The following is a 17,956-nucleotide window of genomic DNA, read 5'->3' as shown; positions in this document are numbered from 1 at the left end:
CTAATCTAAAATTTAAAATCTAAAATCGAATCATTGTCATCGAACCAGCAATCAGTGCCGAAGCCGAGTGCTCTTTTATTTAAAGACAATTGTGTTGCTAAATTTAATGCTGCTTGTCTGCCGATTTTGGTTTCAAATACTGATGAGAAAACAGCGTCTATATTGTGAGTTTGACAAAATTTTCGCAGTTGGGATGGGGAACCAGCAATCGCAGGTTTAATGACGAAAATGCCCCGCCAGCCTTGGCTGTAGCACTCTTGGATGCGATCGAGGTTGGCGGCAGATTCGTCTAGGGCGATCGGAGTTGCATAAATAGCATTCAATTCTACCATTTCCTGAAACTGTGTTACGGGCAGCGGCTGTTCCAAAAATTCAATGTCTGCGGAAAAGTCGGGAGTTGCTTTTACCTTGTCGCAAGCTTCCAGCCATGTTTTAGCCTGCGAGTAACTGAGTCCCCCGTTGGGATCTAAGCGCAAAAATGCTTTTTCGCGATCGCACAAATTGTGCATTACTTGGATTAGCTGCTGAAAAATCTTTAATTCTTGTTCAATTGCAGCAACACCAATCTTCCATTTAAACGTCCGATATCCCTCTAACCAAAGCATTTGTAAAGCCGACAAAGCTGTTTCTCCTGCTGGCAATAAACCGCTGAACCGATTTTTTTCTTCCTGATTTCCAGCCTCTATCCATTGGTGACTGCTTAAGACTGAACCCGCAATCAATGTCGATTTTAGGCGAAGTCTAGATCCCCCAAAATCCCCCTTATTAAGGGGGATTTTGAGAATATTTCTTGTCCCCCCCTTATTAAGGGGGGATCTAGATGTTGATAGTGCTGACTCAAAGCCAAATTGACAAGCCGGCAATTCAGCAGAAATAGAGAAAATCGTCTCTGATGAAATATTACCTTGCAACTGGTGACAAAAATCTAAAGCTTGCTCAAAACTTTCGGAACCAAACCAACTCAAAGGGGCAATTTCTCCCCAACCAATTCGACCATTTTCGCCCACAAGTCGCAGGATAATTCCTTCGCGAATATCCCAAATGCCGTGACTTGTTTGCAGGGGACGCTTAAATTTTCGCTGATAAGTGCGAAACTCGAATTGATAAAGCATGGGTTTTTTAGTTAATCATAAAATTGTCTCACAACTGCCACAAACTTATCAATATTTTCAAAATGGATATTGTGGCCAGCTTTTGGTACAATTTCCAGACGGGCGGCTGGACACAAGCTGGCTATTTCGGTATTTATAGTTGTAAATTTATCATCGTATTCTCCAGCTAGCAAAAGGAGAGGGATTTGATTTGGTGCCAGTTTTTCCCAGAGAGAGGGCTGGTTGCCGGTTCCCATGTTGCGGAGAGATTTGGCTAATTCTAAGGGATTATTGGCTAAACGGGTTTCTAGGAGTTGGTGGAAGTTGGGAGAATTTTTTAAAGATTTGAATAAAGGGCGATCGTACCAGTTGAATAAAAAATCTTTAATCTTGCTATTTTCCAGCTTTTGTGCTAGCTGTAAATCGGCTTGGATGCGGTGCGATCGCTCTTTTTCTGTTTTCAATCCTGGCGAAGCTGACTCTAGCACTACTTTCTCGAATCTTTCTGGAAAATGTAATGTCATGTAAAGTGCCAATCGCCCGCCCATTGAATATCCCAACAACAAACATTTGTTTATTTGTAAATCATCCAATAACTCGATTAATGCTTGGGCAGTATTTGACATATTGTAGCAACTTTCATCGCCCTTGACTTGGGTTTTTCCGTGGCCGGGAAGGTCAACTGCTAAGCAGCAATAAATGTTAGAAATTAAGGGAATGACCGTGCTAAAGTCTTGACTGCTGCCCGTGAATCCATGCAAAAATAAAAGTGTCGGCTGATTCTTCTTGCCAGTTAAGGAATAGTGAAAGTTATAATTATTAAATTTGTCCATATACAATTATACGATTCGATGTGAGGTACGGCTTGCTAAATTAAAGAAGATTTTGAGAAGTCGCCCAACTCCACCAACTCTCTCAACTTAGCAAACCCTACCTCCATTTTACCGGAATTCTCGATCGCCCGATCTACAAAACAAACCCCAACGCCAGCAGCAATCCGCTCGAAAAATGCAGCGTAACTGCGATAAACTTAGAGTTGCTGACCTTTCCCGGTTGGTCGTGATAGTCTGTGACATGGCGGCAAAGGTCGATCGCAAATGGCAAACTTCCAAAAATCAACAGCGTCAAAATTGGGAACATTCCCAAAGCCACAAATAGCACAGTCAAAGCATAAACGCTGCCGCATAACCACTGCAACAACTGAGCACCTTTTTTCGTACCGAGTCGAACAATTGGGGATTTTTTACCCGCCGCCAAATCGTCCTCAACTTGGTGAAAATGGGAACAAAATAAAATGATACTCGTTGTAATTCCCACGATTGCCGAAGCCGCTAAATTAGTGGCAGACCAAGTTTGAGTTTGACTGTAATAAGCAGCGGCGAAGGCTAGCGGCCCAAATGTGAAAAAGCAGATGATTTCGCCCAAACCTTGATAGCCAAGACGAAACGGAGGCCCTTGATAAGTGTAGCCGAGAACACAGCATAAAACTACTAGCAAAATTACTGTTGGGTCTTTTTGCCACCAGCTTATGGCGCAGATTCCCGACACTCCAACTGCTAAAAACAGATTCGCTAGCCCGAAAATTAAAGTTTTATTTCCGGTTAAGTTAACTAGAGAATGCGCTTTGTTTTTATCGATGCCTGTTTCTGAGTCAAATACATCATTGCTGAGATTCAGCCATGCTATAATCAAAATGGCTGACATTAAAAATGTCGAAAAAATTGACGAATTAATCGTTTGAGTTTCGGCAAAAGCAATTGCAGTTCCTACGGAAATAGGAATCACCGCAACGCTGTACATGGGCGGCTTGATTGCCGCCAGCCACAATTTACTATTTGGACGTTCAATTAACTTTGTTGTCATTACACAAACTTGATGCAATTGATAGCAGCGTAGTAATTTTACAATTTTATTGGTGAAGAAACTCTACTCTGTATCTGGTTGAGTGCGCGGGGGGCATCCGTTGAGAGGCTTTGCGGGCGAGCGCGCGCCCGGTAATGCCCGTCTGCAAACCTCTGCGGGGTCTATCGCATGAGAGTCGAGATTGAGTCGCTCAATCTTAAAGTTTTATGTCTAAATGTTTCGATTGATCGCGCGTTGGCGTTAGCGAAGCGATCCGAAGGAAAGCCCTGGAAGAGGATCGTCTGTTTTTTTGCCCCAAGCGAGCCCAAACTTTCCGGGAAACTCGAAAGGTCATGTTTTGCGATCGCCCTCCCGTGCTTAGATCGAAATAGGGGTTCTAGCGGGACAAAACCGCACTCTTTCTGACAAATCTGCTATTCTCGCTTTCATGACAGTAATACCGCACCGCGCTAATCTTTTACAAGACCGCAATCAACTGCATCAGTTTCTGTTAGATTGCCAGCAGTCTTTAACCGAAAAAGATCAAACCAAGATAGTTAGTATTTCTCAGGAGATTGCCCCCGTCGATCCGCTAGTTGTACTTCAAGAGATTTCCGACCCTTGCCAGCGGCACTTTTACTTTGAAAAAAGAGACCCGATTTCAGGCAATAGTTTTGCGATCGCCGCCCTAGATTCGGCCATCCATCTAACAGTAGCCGGAAGCGATCGATTTACCCTCGCTCAAAATTTTATTCAATCTTGTCTTGCCCGAACAATTACCATCGGTACAGAACGCTTGCCCTTCAGCGGGCCGCACTTTTTTTGTAGCTTTGCTTTTTTTGATGAAAATGTCACCACCAATTCTTACTTTCCCCCTGGCACAGTATTTTTACCAAAATGGCAGATTACTCGCCTGAAAGATAGCTGCACAATTGTTGCCAATGCCATCATAAACCGAGATTTAAATGTTAAGATTATTACTGATAATATTTGGCAAAATTTTGATAAAATTTCGGGTTCCCATTACAAAAAAATTATTTCTATTAGAAACACTTCCATATTTTTAAAACAAATTCCTGTGAATGATGCCACTCACTTTAAAACATCCGTCAAGTCAGCTTTAGAATTGATCCACTCTCAATATTTCAGTAAAATTGTTTTATCCCAAGCAATAAAGGTCATTTCCAAAACCCCTTTTAGTTTAATAGATTCATTAAATAACTTGCGCCTTACTTATCCCGGTTGCTACGTATTTTCCACCAGTAACGGCAAAGGTCAAAATTTTATCGGTGCCAGTCCAGAACGCTTAATCAGCATTCACAAAAATGAGTTAGTAACAGATGCTTTAGCAGGTTCAGCACCGAGGGGAAAAAATGAAGCGGAAGATGCGAATTTAGGCAAAGGTTTACTCAACAGCGAAAAGGATATTCGAGAACATCGAGTTGTAATTGATTTTATAGTAGATCGCCTGTCGAGTCTCGGTATCAATCCCGACTTTTCCCCGGTTCCCAGGCTGCTGCAACTGTCAAACATTCAGCATTTGTGGACACCCATCAGGGCTAGAATTCCCCGTGATATTCATTTATTAAAGATTTTATCCCAACTGCATCCAACGCCAGCGGTGGCGGGCGTACCGAGAGATATTGCCCTACAGCAAATACGTGGCTGCGAAAGCTGCGATCGCTCTCTGTATGCAGCACCCCTCGGCTGGATTGATCGCAGCGGCAACGGCGAATTTGCCGTGGGCATTCGCTCGGCTTTAATCGATGGCGATCGGGCTATACTTTATGCTGGTGCTGGTATTGTGGCGGGTTCGGAACCAGAAAAAGAACTAGCAGAAATTCAACTGAAATTGCAGGCACTTTTAAATGCTTTAGTTTAATTCAGCTAATTTGGAGAATCTAGAGTGGTCTGGCTAATTGATTGAGTCTGTGTTAATGTTTAATTTTCACTTCCTCAAAATGTTCTACTATGGGAAAAGGATCGTAAAAATGGTGAAGCATTCTTTTCCACTCTTGATATTGAGCGGAATTCCTAAATCTAATTGTATGAGCTTCTAAATTTTCCCATCTAACCAATAATAGATATTTTCCTTGAACTTCTGTGCAGCGATGAAGTTCGTGAGATAAATATCCATCTATAGACGATATCAGACTGGAGGCTTCTCTAAAAGCTATCTCAAAATCACCCTCACAGCCAGATTTGACATTCAGCACAACCGCCTCAAGAATCATAAAAATGTATCCTGACAATTATTTGGGTATAATATCGTAGCACAATACAGAGTTGAGCTACTCAGGTTTAGCAATGCCAATAGATTTTCGCAACACAAATACCGTCTGGGCTTCCGTATTAGCAGAAACTTTGCAGCGGTTGGGATTAACTACCGCCGTGATTTGTCCCGGTTCGAGATCGGCACCATTAACAATCGCTTTTGCCCAGAACAACAAAATAGAAACTCTTCCCATACTCGACGAACGTTCAGCCAGCTTTTTTGCATTAGGAATTGCCAAAAAATCATATTTGCCAACCGCACTAATTTGCACATCGGGAACCGCCGCCGCCAACTTTTATCCTGCGATAATAGAAGCCAGAGAAAGTCGAATTCCACTGCTAATATTCACTGCCGATCGACCTCCCGAACTGCGGGACTGTCACGCCGGACAAGCGATCGACCAAGTTAAAATATACGGCAATTATCCCAACTGGCAAGCCGAATTAGCGATACCTTCTGGGTCCAGAGGAATGCTAGACTATCTGCGGCAGACGATCGTGTATGCTTGGGAGCGATCGCAATTTCCAACACCAGGCCCCGTCCACCTCAACATCCCCTTTCGCGACCCACTTATACCCGTTCCAGACATAGCCGTAGAAGCTTTACAAACAGAATTTAATCCCGAAGATTTCTTTGCAGGATTAGAACCAATTTTTGCCGAAAAAAGCTCTACCCCCCCCAGCCCCCCCTTAACAAGGGGGGGAGAAGAAAGTACAATGCAACAATGGCAAAAGTGCAGCAAAGGGATAATTATTGCAGGCGTTGCACAGCCTCAATTTCCCGAAAAATACTGTAGTGCGATCGGCCAAATTTCCAAATCCTTAAACTGGCCAGTTTTAGCAGAAGGACTATCCCCAGTCAGAAACTACGCCCAACTAAACCCCCATCTAATTTCCACCTACGATTTAATCCTGCGAAACCGGGAACTAGCAGATAAATTAAACCCAGAAATCGCCATTCAAATCGGAGACTTACCCACAAGCAAAGAACTGCGAAACTGGCTAGACAAAACCCAACCAAAACGCTACATAATCGACCCCAGCCACCACAACTTCGATCCGCTACATGGCAAAACAATTCACCTGCGAACCTCCGTAGAAAATCTCGCAACTATATTAACTCTTGTCCCCCCCCTTATTAAGGGGGGGTTAGGGGGGGATCGAGCCCCTACTACCAACGAATACCTCCAACTTTGGCGCAACACCGAAATCCAAGTCAGAGAAACAATAGACCAAAAAATATCAGCAATTAACAACATAATCGAACCCAAAGTTTCCTGGCTGCTTTCCCAAATTTTGCCACCTGGAACACCGATCTTTATTGCCAACAGTATGCCCGTCCGAGATGTAGAGTTTTTCTGGAAGCCGAACAACTTAGAAATAAAACCGTTTTTCAATCGCGGCGCTAACGGCATAGACGGCACATTATCAACAGCGTTGGGAGTTGCTCACCGCAATCAAAGCAGCATCCTACTAACAGGCGATTTAACACTGTTGCACGATACAAACGGTTTTTTAATTAAAAATAAATTTTTCGGTCATTTGACAATCATATTAATTAATAACAACGGTGGCGGAATTTTTGAAATGTTGCCCGTTGCCAAATTTGACCCGCCCTTTGAAGAGTTTTTTGCCACGCCGCAGCATATCAACTTTGCTCAGTTGTGTGCAACTTACGGCGTGGAACACGAGGTAATTGAGGATTGGGAACTGTTCAAACAAAAATTAATTTCGCTGCCCAATAGCGGGATTCGCGTCTTAGAAGTGCAAACAGACAGGCGCGCCGATGCTAAATGGCGGCAAGATAATCTAAGTAAATTTGCCAAAGATTTGTAAATTGGTAGGTTGAGCAGGTGGAACGAAACCCAACCTACATTAATTTAAACTGCTGGTTGAGCTAGCAGCGAATCTAACTCTCCATCTGCATCAAGTTTGTGAATGTCATCGCAGCCGCCTACGTGTTGGTTATTAATGAAAATTTGGGGTACGCTGCGGCGTCCGTTAGCGCGATCGGCCATTGCCTTTCTAGCTGCTTCGTCGCCATCAATTTTGTATTCCGTGAAATTTACGCCTTTCCACCACAGCAAAGTTTTGGCGCGGATGCAGTAGGGACAGGTTTGCCAAGTATAGATTTCCACATTGGCTTTGATGCGATCGGGCTTGCGGCCCAAGATGGGATTGAGAAAATCAAGCATTTTTAGTACGGGGGTAAGGGTGGAACTCATTTAGAAATCATACCCAATGTATAAATTCCGCTGGTATGGGCGCATCTGCCAGAGGTGGGTTTTAAGCTGTCGGGCGCTCGCCCTGTGACCCAAATCACAACTTTACTCTACTCGGATCACTGGCTTTCACCCCTGACAATCACCTTCGCGGCCTCATTAATATCACCGATCTTTTGAGGAAACCAGAAGATGATAAATATATCGAATTCAACCGCACTGCCATGCACCCCGTACAACTCCTCCCCGGCGCTATCTCTGAAATCCTCGCTTCTGTAACCGATACAGGCGTTTTGACTCTGGCGGATCGCTACGGTTTGATGGCCGCCACCTTCGACGACTCTCTGAATGACGAAGACAGAGGCTGTGTCAACCGGTTGCTGCGCGCGGTGCTCAGAGGCCGAGTCCAAGTAGTCAACGAACTTTCAGCAGCATTCTAATCGGGATTTGAAGTTTTGTTCTGAAGGCAAGGTGAGTCAGCGGTAGATAAAAATAGTGGAAACTCAGGCAGGAGTGGAAACAGCGGTAATTTGAATTCGATTTAAAAGTTTTCTCCTCTAACTCAACAACGGTTTATTTGTCAAAGCAGCCTTTACCGGCTGCTTTTTTTTGATCTAATCGCGGATTTCGAGGTTGTACTGGCGGCAGAGGGCGATTAGTTTTTGTTGGAATCGATCGCGCACGCTGTCGCGAGACACAATGACGCAATCTTCGCCGTAACGGAATACCTCCCGAATCAGCCAAAAGGGATTGGAAACGCGCCACACGACTTGGCGGACATCTGCGATGACTTGACCTTCCTCACTGATATCTTTTTGCCTGCGTTCGTAAGCTTTTACCATGCCACGACAAAAGTGTAAGTACACTTTTACAAAATCTAAGCCTTCCTCGCGCCACAGTCCGTCCATTGGCTCAATAGCCTGGATGCGATCGAACCGCAAACACCGATTGTGAACAAGTTCGGGATAGTCGGGATTTTTGAGATCGTTAGTCTCTTCGCACCAGATTTCCCAGTCAAAGCGCTTTTCTTCAAACGAAATCTCCGCATAGCTCACTGACAGGGTTTTTTAGCCGATGAGTCTGGCATGGATAATCGAAACCAGTATGATTACCCTTGAAACCAACGGAGGCAACGCTTTCATCCACTTAAATTAGGGAGACGCGAGGTTAGGGTAAATACGATCGCTGCCCTGTGTAACCAAAAATTAATCGCCCCTTCGCTCCTTTTACAGTCATGGGAGCGTGTAATCGAACAGTTTTTGACATTTGGCTAGAAACAAGTTTACTTCCAACACTTGTCAAAGCACAGGTGGTGGTGATGGATAATCTCACATTTGATAAAAGTGGTCGGATTCAGGAATTGATTCAAACAGCAGGGTGTAGACTATTATATTTACCGCGATACTCTCCAGAGTTTGACAAAATTGAACAAAGAAGAGTCTTGGCTAAAAAGTCAAATTCCTAAACAGCTTGATGAGTTTGATTGCTTACGTTTTGGCGACCCTTGGATGTCTTGCGCCTTGCATCCTAACACGGGCCGTTGCTATATGTGATTTCCCAGATTCTTCAGTTTAGAAAACCTCAAAATTATGACTACTCAAACAACTTCTCCACTCCTACTGGGCCCCTTCAAAATCGGAAATTTACCCTTAAAAAACCGGGTAGTCATGGCACCCCTAACGAGAGCCAGAGCCGGTGAAGCGCGGATGCCCAACGCCTTGATGGCAGAGTATTACACTCAGCGAGCCTCCGCTGGTTTAATCATTACAGAAGCCACAGTGGTTTCTACTCAAGCTAATGGTTGGCTAAATACGCCCGGTATTTATTCAGACGAGCAAGGCGAAGCTTGGAAACAAATTGTGACTGCGGTTCATACCCACGAAACGCCGATTTTCATGCAGCTTTGGCACTGCGGACGAGCTTCCCACAGCAGTTTTCATGAAAACAATCAATTGCCAGTTGCAGCCTCTGCCATCAAAATAAACGGAGAAGGCATTCATACCCCTCTAGGCAAACAACCCTACGAAACCCCCCGCGCTCTAGAAACCGATGAAATCTCGCTGGTTGTAGAAGATTATCGCAAGGCGGCCGAACGGGCAAAAAAGGCAGGTTTTGATGGTGTAGAAATTCACGCTGCAAACGGCTATCTCATTGACACATTCCTGCAAACCAAAACTAATCACCGCACTGATTCCTATGGAGGCTCAGTTGAAAATCGCTACCGTTTTCTGAAGGAAATTATAGAGGCGATTATCACAGTATTCCCTGCCAATCGAGTGGCTGTTCGGTTTTCTCCCAATGGTATTTACAATGATATGGGTTCTCCAGAATATCGAGAAGATTTTCTGTATTTCGCGGAGCAGTTAAATGCCTATGATTTAGCTTACCTTCACTTGGTGGATGGTCTGGCTTTTGGCTTTCACGAATTGGGAACGCCGATGATGATAGGTGAGTTTCGCGATGTGTTTACAGGGCCGCTCGTCGGCAACTGCGGATATACTCAAGAACAGGCTGAAACGGCCCTGAGCAGCCAAGTTGCGGATTTAATAGCTTTTGGTCGGGATTTTATCAGCAATCCTGACTTGGTGGAGCGTTTTACTAATGGTTGGCCGCTCAATCCGCCTGCTGAAATGGGCGTCTGGTATTCTTTTGGGCCTGAAGGTTATATCGATTTCCCTAGCTATCAGGAACCGGCAGCTATTTCTTAGTTGAGTTGGTTGGGGCGGGTTTATCAATAAATACCGAGTATGTGCATCATAGATAATGGTCAACCCGCCCCTAAAAGATTTATGGTTAATTTCTCAAAATAGGACTGGGAGTTGCAGCCATATTTAATTTTCATCGCCCGTTGAGAGCGAGCATCTCCTATTTGTAAAAACACTTCTTCTGCCTGCTGCCTGCTGCCTGCTGCCTGCTGTGTCCTCCCTCCAATTTCTAGCTTGGGTGCAAAAGTGAGAGGCTCCCAGTTGAGATCGAGAACGTTTCCTCATATCCTAATAAGCGTAGGACATTTCAAAACATCCGAGCTGCTAGCTCAGCTTTTGAGTGCCTGAAAATAATCAATAGCGGAAGCGCTTTTAACAAGATGGCACAAAATCACAAATCAACGGTTATCATTACCGGCGCTTCCTCCGGCGTCGGTTTGTACGGCGCGAAAGCTCTCGCAGACAAAGGATGGCACGTAGTCATGGCCTGTCGGGACGTGCGGAAAGCCGGAGATGCCGCCCAAGAGTTGGGCATACCTGAAGGCAGTTTCTCCATCATGCAGATTGACTTGGGGGATTTGGAGAGCGTGCGTAGGTTTGCTCGGGCATTTAAGGCCAGTGGTAGGCCTCTGGACGCTTTGGTGTGCAACGCCGCCATTTATATGCCTTTGATCAAGGAACCGCTGCGGAGCCCGGAGGGTTATGAGTTGACGATGACTACCAATCACCTGGGTCATTTCCTGCTGTGCAACCTGATGATGGAAAATATGAAGCCTTCCTATTATTCCGATGCGAGAATCGTGATTTTGGGAACTGTGACTCACAATCCAGACGAGTTGGGCGGGAAGATTCCGCCGCGCCCGGATTTGGGCAAGTTTGAGGGTTTTGAAGCGGGTTTCAAAGACCCGATTTCGATGGTTGACGGCAAGAAGTTTGAACCAGTCAAGGCTTACAAAGATAGCAAAGTTTGCAACGTGCTGACGATGCGAGAATTGCACCGCCGCTTTCACGAATCCACAGGGATTACTTTCACTTCGCTGTATCCGGGATGCGTTGCGGATACGCCACTTTTCCGCAATCACTATCCCCTATTTCAGAAGCTGTTCCCGCTGTTTCAGAAGAATATCACCGGTGGTTACGTGTCGCAGGAGTTGGCGGGGGAAAGGCTGGCGATGGTGGTTGCTGATCCAGAATACAAGCAATCTGGGGCTTATTGGAGTTGGGGAAATCGCCAGAAAAAAGATGGTAAGTCTTTTGTACAGAAGGTTTCTCCGCAGGCCCGCGATGATGAAAAAGGCGAGCGGATGTGGGAGCTGAGTGCTAAGTTGGTGGGATTGACTGACGGGGCTCAAATGGGTGCTGCGGCTGGTGCGGGCCGCTCTGCATAATTCAAAGTTACAAATCCCCTTTATCACGCTTGGCAGTTGAAACGGCGTCTACGCACAGGAGGTGGGTAGACGCGGACTCAATAATAAAGGGGGTATTAAAGTCGGATTTTGTATGATCCACCAAAATCAAAGAAACCGGGTTTTTTAGTGGCTCTGCGGGTTGTAACTCACATCTTGCACTATTCTTAAGAACAGGTAAGATGCCTGTTCCACAAGAGATGAATTTTATTGTGGAACAGGCATCTTGCCTGTTCATAAAAAGATTATTGAGAATGGTACCAGGTCTCATTTGTAGCGCGTCTTTCCGGACACAACCCGGTTTCAGGTTTACCCTGGCGTGCAAGGCTATTCGGGTCGCGGCATTAGCATGAAAGCGTAGGTTTTGCAACCCAAAATACCGGGTTTTTTTACAGTTTACGATCGACTTACACAATATTTCTTCGGATAATAACCGGCTTTGTGCGTAAGTTTTCGGGAATGAGCATGGGTCGATCGACCTTTTGGTTTGTAGCATCGCCCAAACTGTTGGCTGCGACGGCAGTTTCCTTTTTTGCTGTTAAGATTGATTTTTCCTTGAGGGTACTCACTCCTGAAAATATTTTCCCCCACTTAAGCGAGATAATAATTAGATCCTATGGCTTGTCGCTCACAAAAACTATTTTTACTCGCTGGAATTTTTGGGTTAGTTTGGCTGGGAAAACCAACGAAAACATCCGCTAGCACAGTGGAAATTTTGACCTCAAATGTTGAGGATTTGGCAGCAGTCAGCAGCGGAGGCGATCGAGCTTTCCTTCCCGATACTAATCTTGACAAACGCGAAGACTTGCCCGTAAAAGACGAGGAAACGCAGTTACCCGCTGAGTCAGAACGATCGGCTTTGGCGACAACTCTACCCTTATCCCCACCGACGGAAATCCCCGACTTAGAGTCGGAAGCGGCAAATTCAGCCGATCGCACATTCAGCACAAAAACTCAAGAAACCGAGCTTTTTAACTCAGATCAAAAGCTAGAAGAAAATATTGACCTAAAAAAAACCGATTTGGGTATCGATCGAGCTTTGCAACTAAGCCAACTGCCGAACCCAATTCTGCCCAGAGAACCCGAATTGCCAACTCCTGAGCCGCCCCAACCGCCTGCGCCGCCTCCCCTCATACCAACCCCACTAACACCTGTTCCCGGCGATTCTAGACCAAGCATTCTGGGTACAATTAGGGTCGAGCGCTTTGAATTTGAGGGCAACACAGCTTTTAGCGATCGCGAACTTGCAGAAGTTACGCAACAGTTTGCGGGGCGCGAAATCACCTTTGCTGAACTGATCGCAGCAGAAGCAGCCGTTACTCAAAAATATGTAGCGGCAGGATACATCAATTCCGGCGCTGTAATTCCCGCCAACCAAACGTTTCCGAGATCGGGAGGTGTGGTGAAAATTCGGATTGTAGAAGGCGGATTAGATGAAATTGTGATTACTGGAAACAGGCGCTTAAATTCAAATTACGTGCGATCGCGCCTAGAACGCGCCACCAGACGGCCCCTCAATCGATCTCGGTTGCTGGAAGCCTTGCAACTGCTGCAACTCGACCCCTTAATTGGCAATATTTCCGCCGAATTGCAAGCCGGAAGCCGCCCGGAAAACAGCCGCTTAGAAGTGCGCGTCAAAGAAGCAGACAGCTTTAGCGCTGAAGTGTTTGCAGACAACAATCGATCGCCCAGTGTCGGCAGTTTTCGGCGCGGTGTTCGCATCAATCAAGCAAATTTGCTCGGTTTGGGCGACGGATTAGAGGTATCTTATGCTAACACCGACGGCAGCAACGAATTCAACGGCAGCTACACAGTCCCCGTCAACGCGCGCAACGGCACGATTGGGTTCGCTGCGAGTGCTGCTAGCACCAATATCATCGAGGAACCGTTTGATGCTGCTGAAATTGAGGGGAAATCGCGGACTTACGAATTAACTTACCGCCAGCCGATTGTCGAAAAGCCCGATCGCACTTTGGCTTTGGGACTGAGTTTTTCGCGGCAAGAAAGCGATACATTCCTGTCGGGGGAAGGATTTGCGCTTTCGGCGGGAGCAAATGAGCGCGGCGAAACCCGGGTCTCGGCTGTGCGGTTTTTTCAAGAATACGTGCAGCGGAGTTCCCGCCAAGTGTTCGCGGCGCGATCGCAGTTTTCCCTCGGCACTAATCTGTTCGGCGCGACTGCGAACGATAGCGGGCCCGACAGCCGCTTTCTGGCGTGGCGCGGACAAGCCCAATACGTGCGGCTGTTAGCGCCAGAAACCTTGCTGATAGTGCGTTCAGACATTCAATTAGCCGATCGCCCCCTGCTTTCCCTGGAACAAATTGGGATCGGTGGCGTTCAAAGCGTGCGCGGATACCGCCAAGATTTGCTGTTAACTGATAGCGGTGCGATTGCGTCTGCCGAAGTGCGAATTCCGGTTTGGCGTGTCGCGGAAGTCGAAGGATTGTTGCAAGTCGCTCCGTTTATCGATTTTGGGGTAGGGTGGAACCATTCAGGAGAAAAGCCGAATCCTGACTCGGATAAACTGCTGGGTGCGGGTTTGGGGCTGGTTTGGCAGATGGGCGATCGGTTCAATGTGCGTTTAGACTACGGTATTCCTTTGATAAATGCTCGATCGGGCGATCGAACTTTGCAGGAAAAAGGCTTATACTTTCGGATTAATTACTTTGCTTTCTAGCTAGTTCTGCCTGGGGTTTCAACGCCTGTCTCCTAGCGGAATTCCCCCGCTATGAGGACTAAATAGAGTTTAGCTAATTCCCTGCTCTACTTCAATCTAAAATCTAGTTAACAAAAGAGGGCTTGTCTTATGGTTCAGACAAAAACTAAACTGACATTTGCAGAGTTTCTCGAAAAGTACCCAGACGGATCTGGCATCTACGAACTTGTAAATGGAGAGATTGTCAAACTGGAAGCAACCAGAGCTCATAAAAATGTGGCACGATTTCTAGTATTTGGCTTTAACGATGAAATCAGGCGCTTGGGGCTTGACTATATCGTTGACAAAGATATAGTTTTCAGAACTGTAACAGCTTCAGGACAAGAACAAGGCAGAAATCCTGATGTTGGCGTGGTTAAGGCATCAGTATGGAACAGCAATGTACGTGGTGGCTACGGAGCCCTTACCGAACCTATCCAATTAGCAGTACAAGTTGCCTCAACTAACTGGGAAGACGACTATGTGGATAAGCTAGATGAGTATCAACGCCTCGGCATTTATGAGTATTGGATTGTGGACTATTTAGCGATCGCTTCTAGGGCTTATCTAGGAAATCCCAAAATTCCCACAGTTTTCGTTTACTATTTGGAAAATGGCAGTTATTTAGTTCAAAGTTTTACAGGTAATGAGCGCATAATCTCTAAAAGTTTTCCCGAACTAGAAATCACAGTCGAGCAACTTGTACTCAGCAGCCAAATTCAAAACATTTAGAGAAACGAGATGAGCTTACACCGAAAAATTTTATCTTTAAAAGAGTTTTTTTATGCCTCGCTTGCATTACGGTCTACAGTTTGCTTTACTGTTGCTATTTCCCACTTCCGCGATCGCCCAAATCATTCCCGATAATACCCTGGGGGCGGAAAGTTCACGGACTTTTCCCGATACTATCAATAACATACCCTCAGATAGAATCACTGGCGGCGCAACTCGCGGCGTTAACCTCTTTCACAGCTTGCGCGAATTTAACATCCGTGAAGGGCGGGGAGCTTATTTTGAAAATCCCAGCGGAATTACCAACATATTCACCCGCGTTACGGGCCCAAACTCTTCAAATATTTTAGGAACTCTGGGAGTTTTAGGCAACGGCAATTTATTTTTAATTAACCCGAAAGGAATTATATTCGGGCCGAATGCGCGGTTAGATTTGCGCGGTTCCTTTATCGGTTCAACGGCTGACAGTATTGTGTTTAATAACGGGGTGGAATTCAGCAGCACCAACCCGCAAACATCCCCGCTGTTAACAGTTAATATTCCCGTTGGTTTAAGATTTAGAGACAATCCAGGTGCAATTGTCAATCAATCGACGGCTATAGGAAAGGTAAACCTGCCAGCCTCTGCTGTGCCAATCCCAATTAGCGCTCGGGTTGGTTTAGCAGTAGACCCCGGTCAAACTTTAGCACTGATTGGCGGCAACATCCAACTCCAAGGCGGCAATTTAACAGCCAGCGGCGGACAAATTTTACTCGGTAGCGTCGCCAGTCCCGGTTTAGTTAATTTTGCACTAACCCCTGCTGAGCAACAGCAGGGTAATTTAACTGTTAATTATGACAATATTCAGAACTTGGGCAATATTCAAATAGCGGATGGGACACTGATCGACACCAGCGGTATCGGTGGCGGCAGAGTAGAGTTAAAAGGTGGAAATGTCGCCCTCAGCGGGGCGCGAATTTATGCGCTGACACTGGGAAATATTGATGGTAGAGGTATCGATATCAGCGCTCAAAAGTTGCGAGTGGAAAATGGCACGCAATTTTCTACTTTGACTCTAGGAGATGGTGCAGGAGGTAATATTAACTTGCGTGCTGCTGATTCAGTAGAAATGAGCGGGCTGGGAGTTGAGGGCTATCAACAGGTTGCAATTAAATATTTGGTATCGGGAACTACAGACCCGTTTGACCCGCTAATGATGCTGTTTAATGCTAGTGCTGGTGCTGGTTCGGGGGGGAATATTACGATCGACACCGGCCGCCTGCTTTTCAACAATGGGGTAGTAGGTAGCGGCATCACCTTTGGCGGTGGAAATGGCGGAGATTTAATCATTCGCGCCAATACTTTTGAGATGGTGGGTTCTGGAATCAACAACGGGACAGCTAAAGAAAGTACCGGTACGGGAGGAAGCATTAGTGTTGATGTCGCGAAATTAATTATGCGCGATGGTTCTATTCTCGGTACGACGAGTTACAGCAGCGGCCCATCGGGGAATATCAACATTAAAGCTGCTGAATCAGTAGAATTGTCTAACACCGGTCCGACAACAGTTGTGTCAACCGGAATTAGCACCCTGAGTATCGGCTCAAACGGAAGGGCGGGGAATATTAACGTCGATACCAAGCGGTTGAGTCTCTCTGGGGGTTCTGCGTTTACAGTAGGATCGGGTGTGTTAATTGGCAGGTTTTTGTTTTCTCAGGAGGGCGGGCCTGCTGGAAATTTAACAGTTACGGCTACTGAATCAGTAGAAATTTCAGGTATTTCTCAACTTTTGACCAGTGGAATTCAGAGTGCTAGTGCGCTGAGTTCTGGAACTTTGAGCTCTAGTCCGGGCGGGGATATTCGCATTGATACGCCAAGCCTAACCGTGCGGGATGGAGGGCTAGTTTCTACGAGTTCTGTGGGGGTGGGAGATGTGGGGAATATTACTGTTAATGCCGATCGCATTGAGGTCAGTGGCAGCGGAAATAATGGTCTGTTTGTCAGTACAATTGATGCTTCGGTAGGCAAGATATTTGGTACTAATCCCGAGGCGACGGCCAATGCCGGTTCGTTGAATCTGAATGCCGATCGACTAATTGTCAGAAATGGAGCTACAGTGACAGTGCAGGCTACGGGAACCGGACGCGCTGGTAATATCAATGTTGTCGCAAATTCGATCGCTCTTGACAACAAAGCGAGGATTGACGGTACGACTGTATCCGGTACAGGGGCAAATATTAACCTGCAAGCGCGAGACATCCAATTGCGCCGCAACAGCCAAATTACAACCGATGCAGGCAGTTCTGACGGCGGCAATATCAACATCAACAGCGACATTCTTGTCGCCCTCCCGCAAGAAAATAGCGACATTACAGCCAACGCCCGCACAGCAGGCGGCGGCCGCGTGAATATCAATGTCCCCAATGTCTTCGGCTTGACAGCAGCGAGTCGCGAACAAGTCAGAAACAGGTTGGGGCTCAGTGACAGCGAATTTGCAATGTTGCAAGTAAGTCCTACATCTCTGCTTCCCAGCAGCGATATCGCGGCGATTTCCCAAAGTGGCGGCCCGGCTTTGCAAGGGGCAGTAACATTTAGTTCTGTTGGAGTGAATCCCGCTCAAGGTTTAGTGGAACTGCCGCAAAATGTGGTCAATCCGGCTGCGTTAATTGCTGCAAATCCCTGCATCCGAGGGGCTGAGAACGAGTTTACTGTGACTGGACGGGGGGGATTGCCACCGAGTCCTCACGATGCCCTCACCAGTAATTCTACCCAGTTTAATTGGGTGGAACCAGCGGTAGGTGGAAGTCAGCAAGTAGAAGGCGAAAGAGCATCCATAGAACTTCGGCCAACAGAAATTATTCCCGCTCAAGGTTGGGTAATGGACGAGCGAGGACAAGTAACGCTGTTAGCCTATAATTCGGGTGGTGGTGCATCTCTTCGCAGTCCGAAATCGACGAGTGTTTGCGTACCTCAATAGGTACTCTTGAGGTTTTAGCTAACCCCTCGCTAT

General features: G+C 46.3%; 16 protein-coding genes. 9 read left to right on the top strand and 7 right to left on the bottom strand.

The window, feature by feature from the left end; genetic code table 11:
- Positions 1 to 5: 5 nt before the first annotated feature.
- The 3 genes from QT994_RS21350 to menA form a co-directional block, all read right to left on the bottom strand.
- Positions 6 to 1,112, bottom strand: coding sequence for an o-succinylbenzoate synthase (locus QT994_RS21350; protein WP_333177903.1), 1,107 nt, complete (start codon positions 1,110 to 1,112; stop codon positions 6 to 8).
- Positions 1,113 to 1,123: 11 nt separating this feature from the next.
- Positions 1,124 to 1,924, bottom strand: a complete 801-nt coding sequence (menH, locus tag QT994_RS21345) for a 2-succinyl-6-hydroxy-2,4-cyclohexadiene-1-carboxylate synthase (protein ID WP_333177899.1) — start codon at positions 1,922 to 1,924, stop codon at positions 1,124 to 1,126.
- 133 nt (positions 1,925 to 2,057) lie between these two features.
- Complete coding sequence (gene menA / locus QT994_RS21340; RefSeq protein WP_333177896.1) at positions 2,058 to 2,954, bottom strand: 2-carboxy-1,4-naphthoquinone phytyltransferase; 897 nt, start codon at positions 2,952 to 2,954, stop codon at positions 2,058 to 2,060.
- A 427-nt stretch (positions 2,955 to 3,381) separates the two neighbouring features.
- Here menA and QT994_RS21335 point away from each other — a divergent pair, with 427 nt between their 5' ends.
- On the top strand, positions 3,382 to 4,815 hold the full coding sequence (locus tag QT994_RS21335; protein ID WP_333177894.1) for an isochorismate synthase: 1,434 nt from the start codon (positions 3,382 to 3,384) through the stop codon (positions 4,813 to 4,815).
- Positions 4,816 to 4,867: 52 nt separating this feature from the next.
- On the opposite strand, the gene QT994_RS21330 is transcribed toward QT994_RS21335, so the two are convergent.
- Positions 4,868 to 5,167, bottom strand: a complete 300-nt coding sequence (locus QT994_RS21330; RefSeq protein ID WP_333177891.1) for an antibiotic biosynthesis monooxygenase — start codon at positions 5,165 to 5,167, stop codon at positions 4,868 to 4,870.
- A 73-nt stretch (positions 5,168 to 5,240) separates the two neighbouring features.
- On the opposite strand from QT994_RS21330, the gene menD reads away from it, so the two are divergent.
- Positions 5,241 to 7,043: a 2-succinyl-5-enolpyruvyl-6-hydroxy-3-cyclohexene-1-carboxylic-acid synthase gene (gene menD / locus QT994_RS21325; RefSeq protein ID WP_333177890.1), complete on the top strand. Its 1,803-nt coding sequence runs from the start codon at positions 5,241 to 5,243 to the stop codon at positions 7,041 to 7,043.
- A 44-nt stretch (positions 7,044 to 7,087) separates the two neighbouring features.
- Here the strand turns inward: menD and grxC are convergent, their stop codons facing one another.
- Positions 7,088 to 7,402: a glutaredoxin 3 gene (grxC, locus tag QT994_RS21320; protein WP_333100208.1), complete on the bottom strand. Its 315-nt coding sequence runs from the start codon at positions 7,400 to 7,402 to the stop codon at positions 7,088 to 7,090.
- Between the two features lie 251 nt (positions 7,403 to 7,653).
- On the opposite strand from grxC, the gene QT994_RS21315 reads away from it, so the two are divergent.
- Positions 7,654 to 7,869: a hypothetical protein gene (locus QT994_RS21315; protein WP_172188518.1), complete on the top strand. Its 216-nt coding sequence runs from the start codon at positions 7,654 to 7,656 to the stop codon at positions 7,867 to 7,869.
- 174 nt (positions 7,870 to 8,043) lie between these two features.
- Here the strand turns inward: QT994_RS21315 and QT994_RS21310 are convergent, their stop codons facing one another.
- Positions 8,044 to 8,484 carry a hypothetical protein gene (locus QT994_RS21310; protein WP_333177887.1) on the bottom strand — a complete coding sequence of 147 codons (441 nt, stop codon included), beginning with the start codon at positions 8,482 to 8,484 and terminating at the stop codon, positions 8,044 to 8,046.
- Positions 8,485 to 8,633: 149 nt separating this feature from the next.
- Between QT994_RS21310 and QT994_RS27915 the strand changes: the two genes are divergently transcribed.
- From QT994_RS27915 to QT994_RS21300, 3 genes are all read left to right on the top strand, one after another.
- Positions 8,634 to 8,894, top strand: a complete 261-nt coding sequence (locus tag QT994_RS27915; protein WP_445243933.1) for a transposase — start codon at positions 8,634 to 8,636, stop codon at positions 8,892 to 8,894.
- A gap of 124 nt (positions 8,895 to 9,018) precedes the next feature.
- Positions 9,019 to 10,137 carry an alkene reductase gene (locus QT994_RS21305; RefSeq protein ID WP_333177884.1) on the top strand — a complete coding sequence of 373 codons (1,119 nt, stop codon included), beginning with the start codon at positions 9,019 to 9,021 and terminating at the stop codon, positions 10,135 to 10,137.
- 377 nt (positions 10,138 to 10,514) lie between these two features.
- Positions 10,515 to 11,522, top strand: coding sequence for a protochlorophyllide reductase (locus QT994_RS21300; protein WP_333177882.1), 1,008 nt, complete (start codon positions 10,515 to 10,517; stop codon positions 11,520 to 11,522).
- A 425-nt stretch (positions 11,523 to 11,947) separates the two neighbouring features.
- On the opposite strand, the gene QT994_RS21295 is transcribed toward QT994_RS21300, so the two are convergent.
- Entirely contained in the window at positions 11,948 to 12,109 is a 162-nt protein-coding gene (locus tag QT994_RS21295) for a hypothetical protein (RefSeq protein ID WP_333177880.1), read from the bottom strand.
- Between the two features lie 47 nt (positions 12,110 to 12,156).
- Between QT994_RS21295 and QT994_RS21290 the strand changes: the two genes are divergently transcribed.
- From QT994_RS21290 to QT994_RS21280, 3 genes are all read left to right on the top strand, one after another.
- Positions 12,157 to 14,217: a ShlB/FhaC/HecB family hemolysin secretion/activation protein gene (locus QT994_RS21290; RefSeq protein WP_333177877.1), complete on the top strand. Its 2,061-nt coding sequence runs from the start codon at positions 12,157 to 12,159 to the stop codon at positions 14,215 to 14,217.
- Positions 14,218 to 14,346: 129 nt separating this feature from the next.
- Positions 14,347 to 14,967: a Uma2 family endonuclease gene (locus QT994_RS21285; protein ID WP_333177874.1), complete on the top strand. Its 621-nt coding sequence runs from the start codon at positions 14,347 to 14,349 to the stop codon at positions 14,965 to 14,967.
- Positions 14,968 to 15,019: 52 nt separating this feature from the next.
- The gene (locus QT994_RS21280; protein ID WP_333177872.1) at positions 15,020 to 17,923 is read left to right on the top strand and encodes an S-layer family protein; all 2,904 of its coding nucleotides are present in this window, start codon (positions 15,020 to 15,022) and stop codon (positions 17,921 to 17,923) included.
- Positions 17,924 to 17,956: the final 33 nt, after the last annotated feature.

The sequence above is a fragment of the Microcoleus sp. S13_B4 genome, assembly GCF_036700885.1.
Classification (GTDB): domain Bacteria; phylum Cyanobacteriota; class Cyanobacteriia; order Cyanobacteriales; family Microcoleaceae; genus Microcoleus.
Note: the sequence above shows the minus strand (reverse complement) of the source record. Positions and strands in the feature narration are given on the sequence as shown.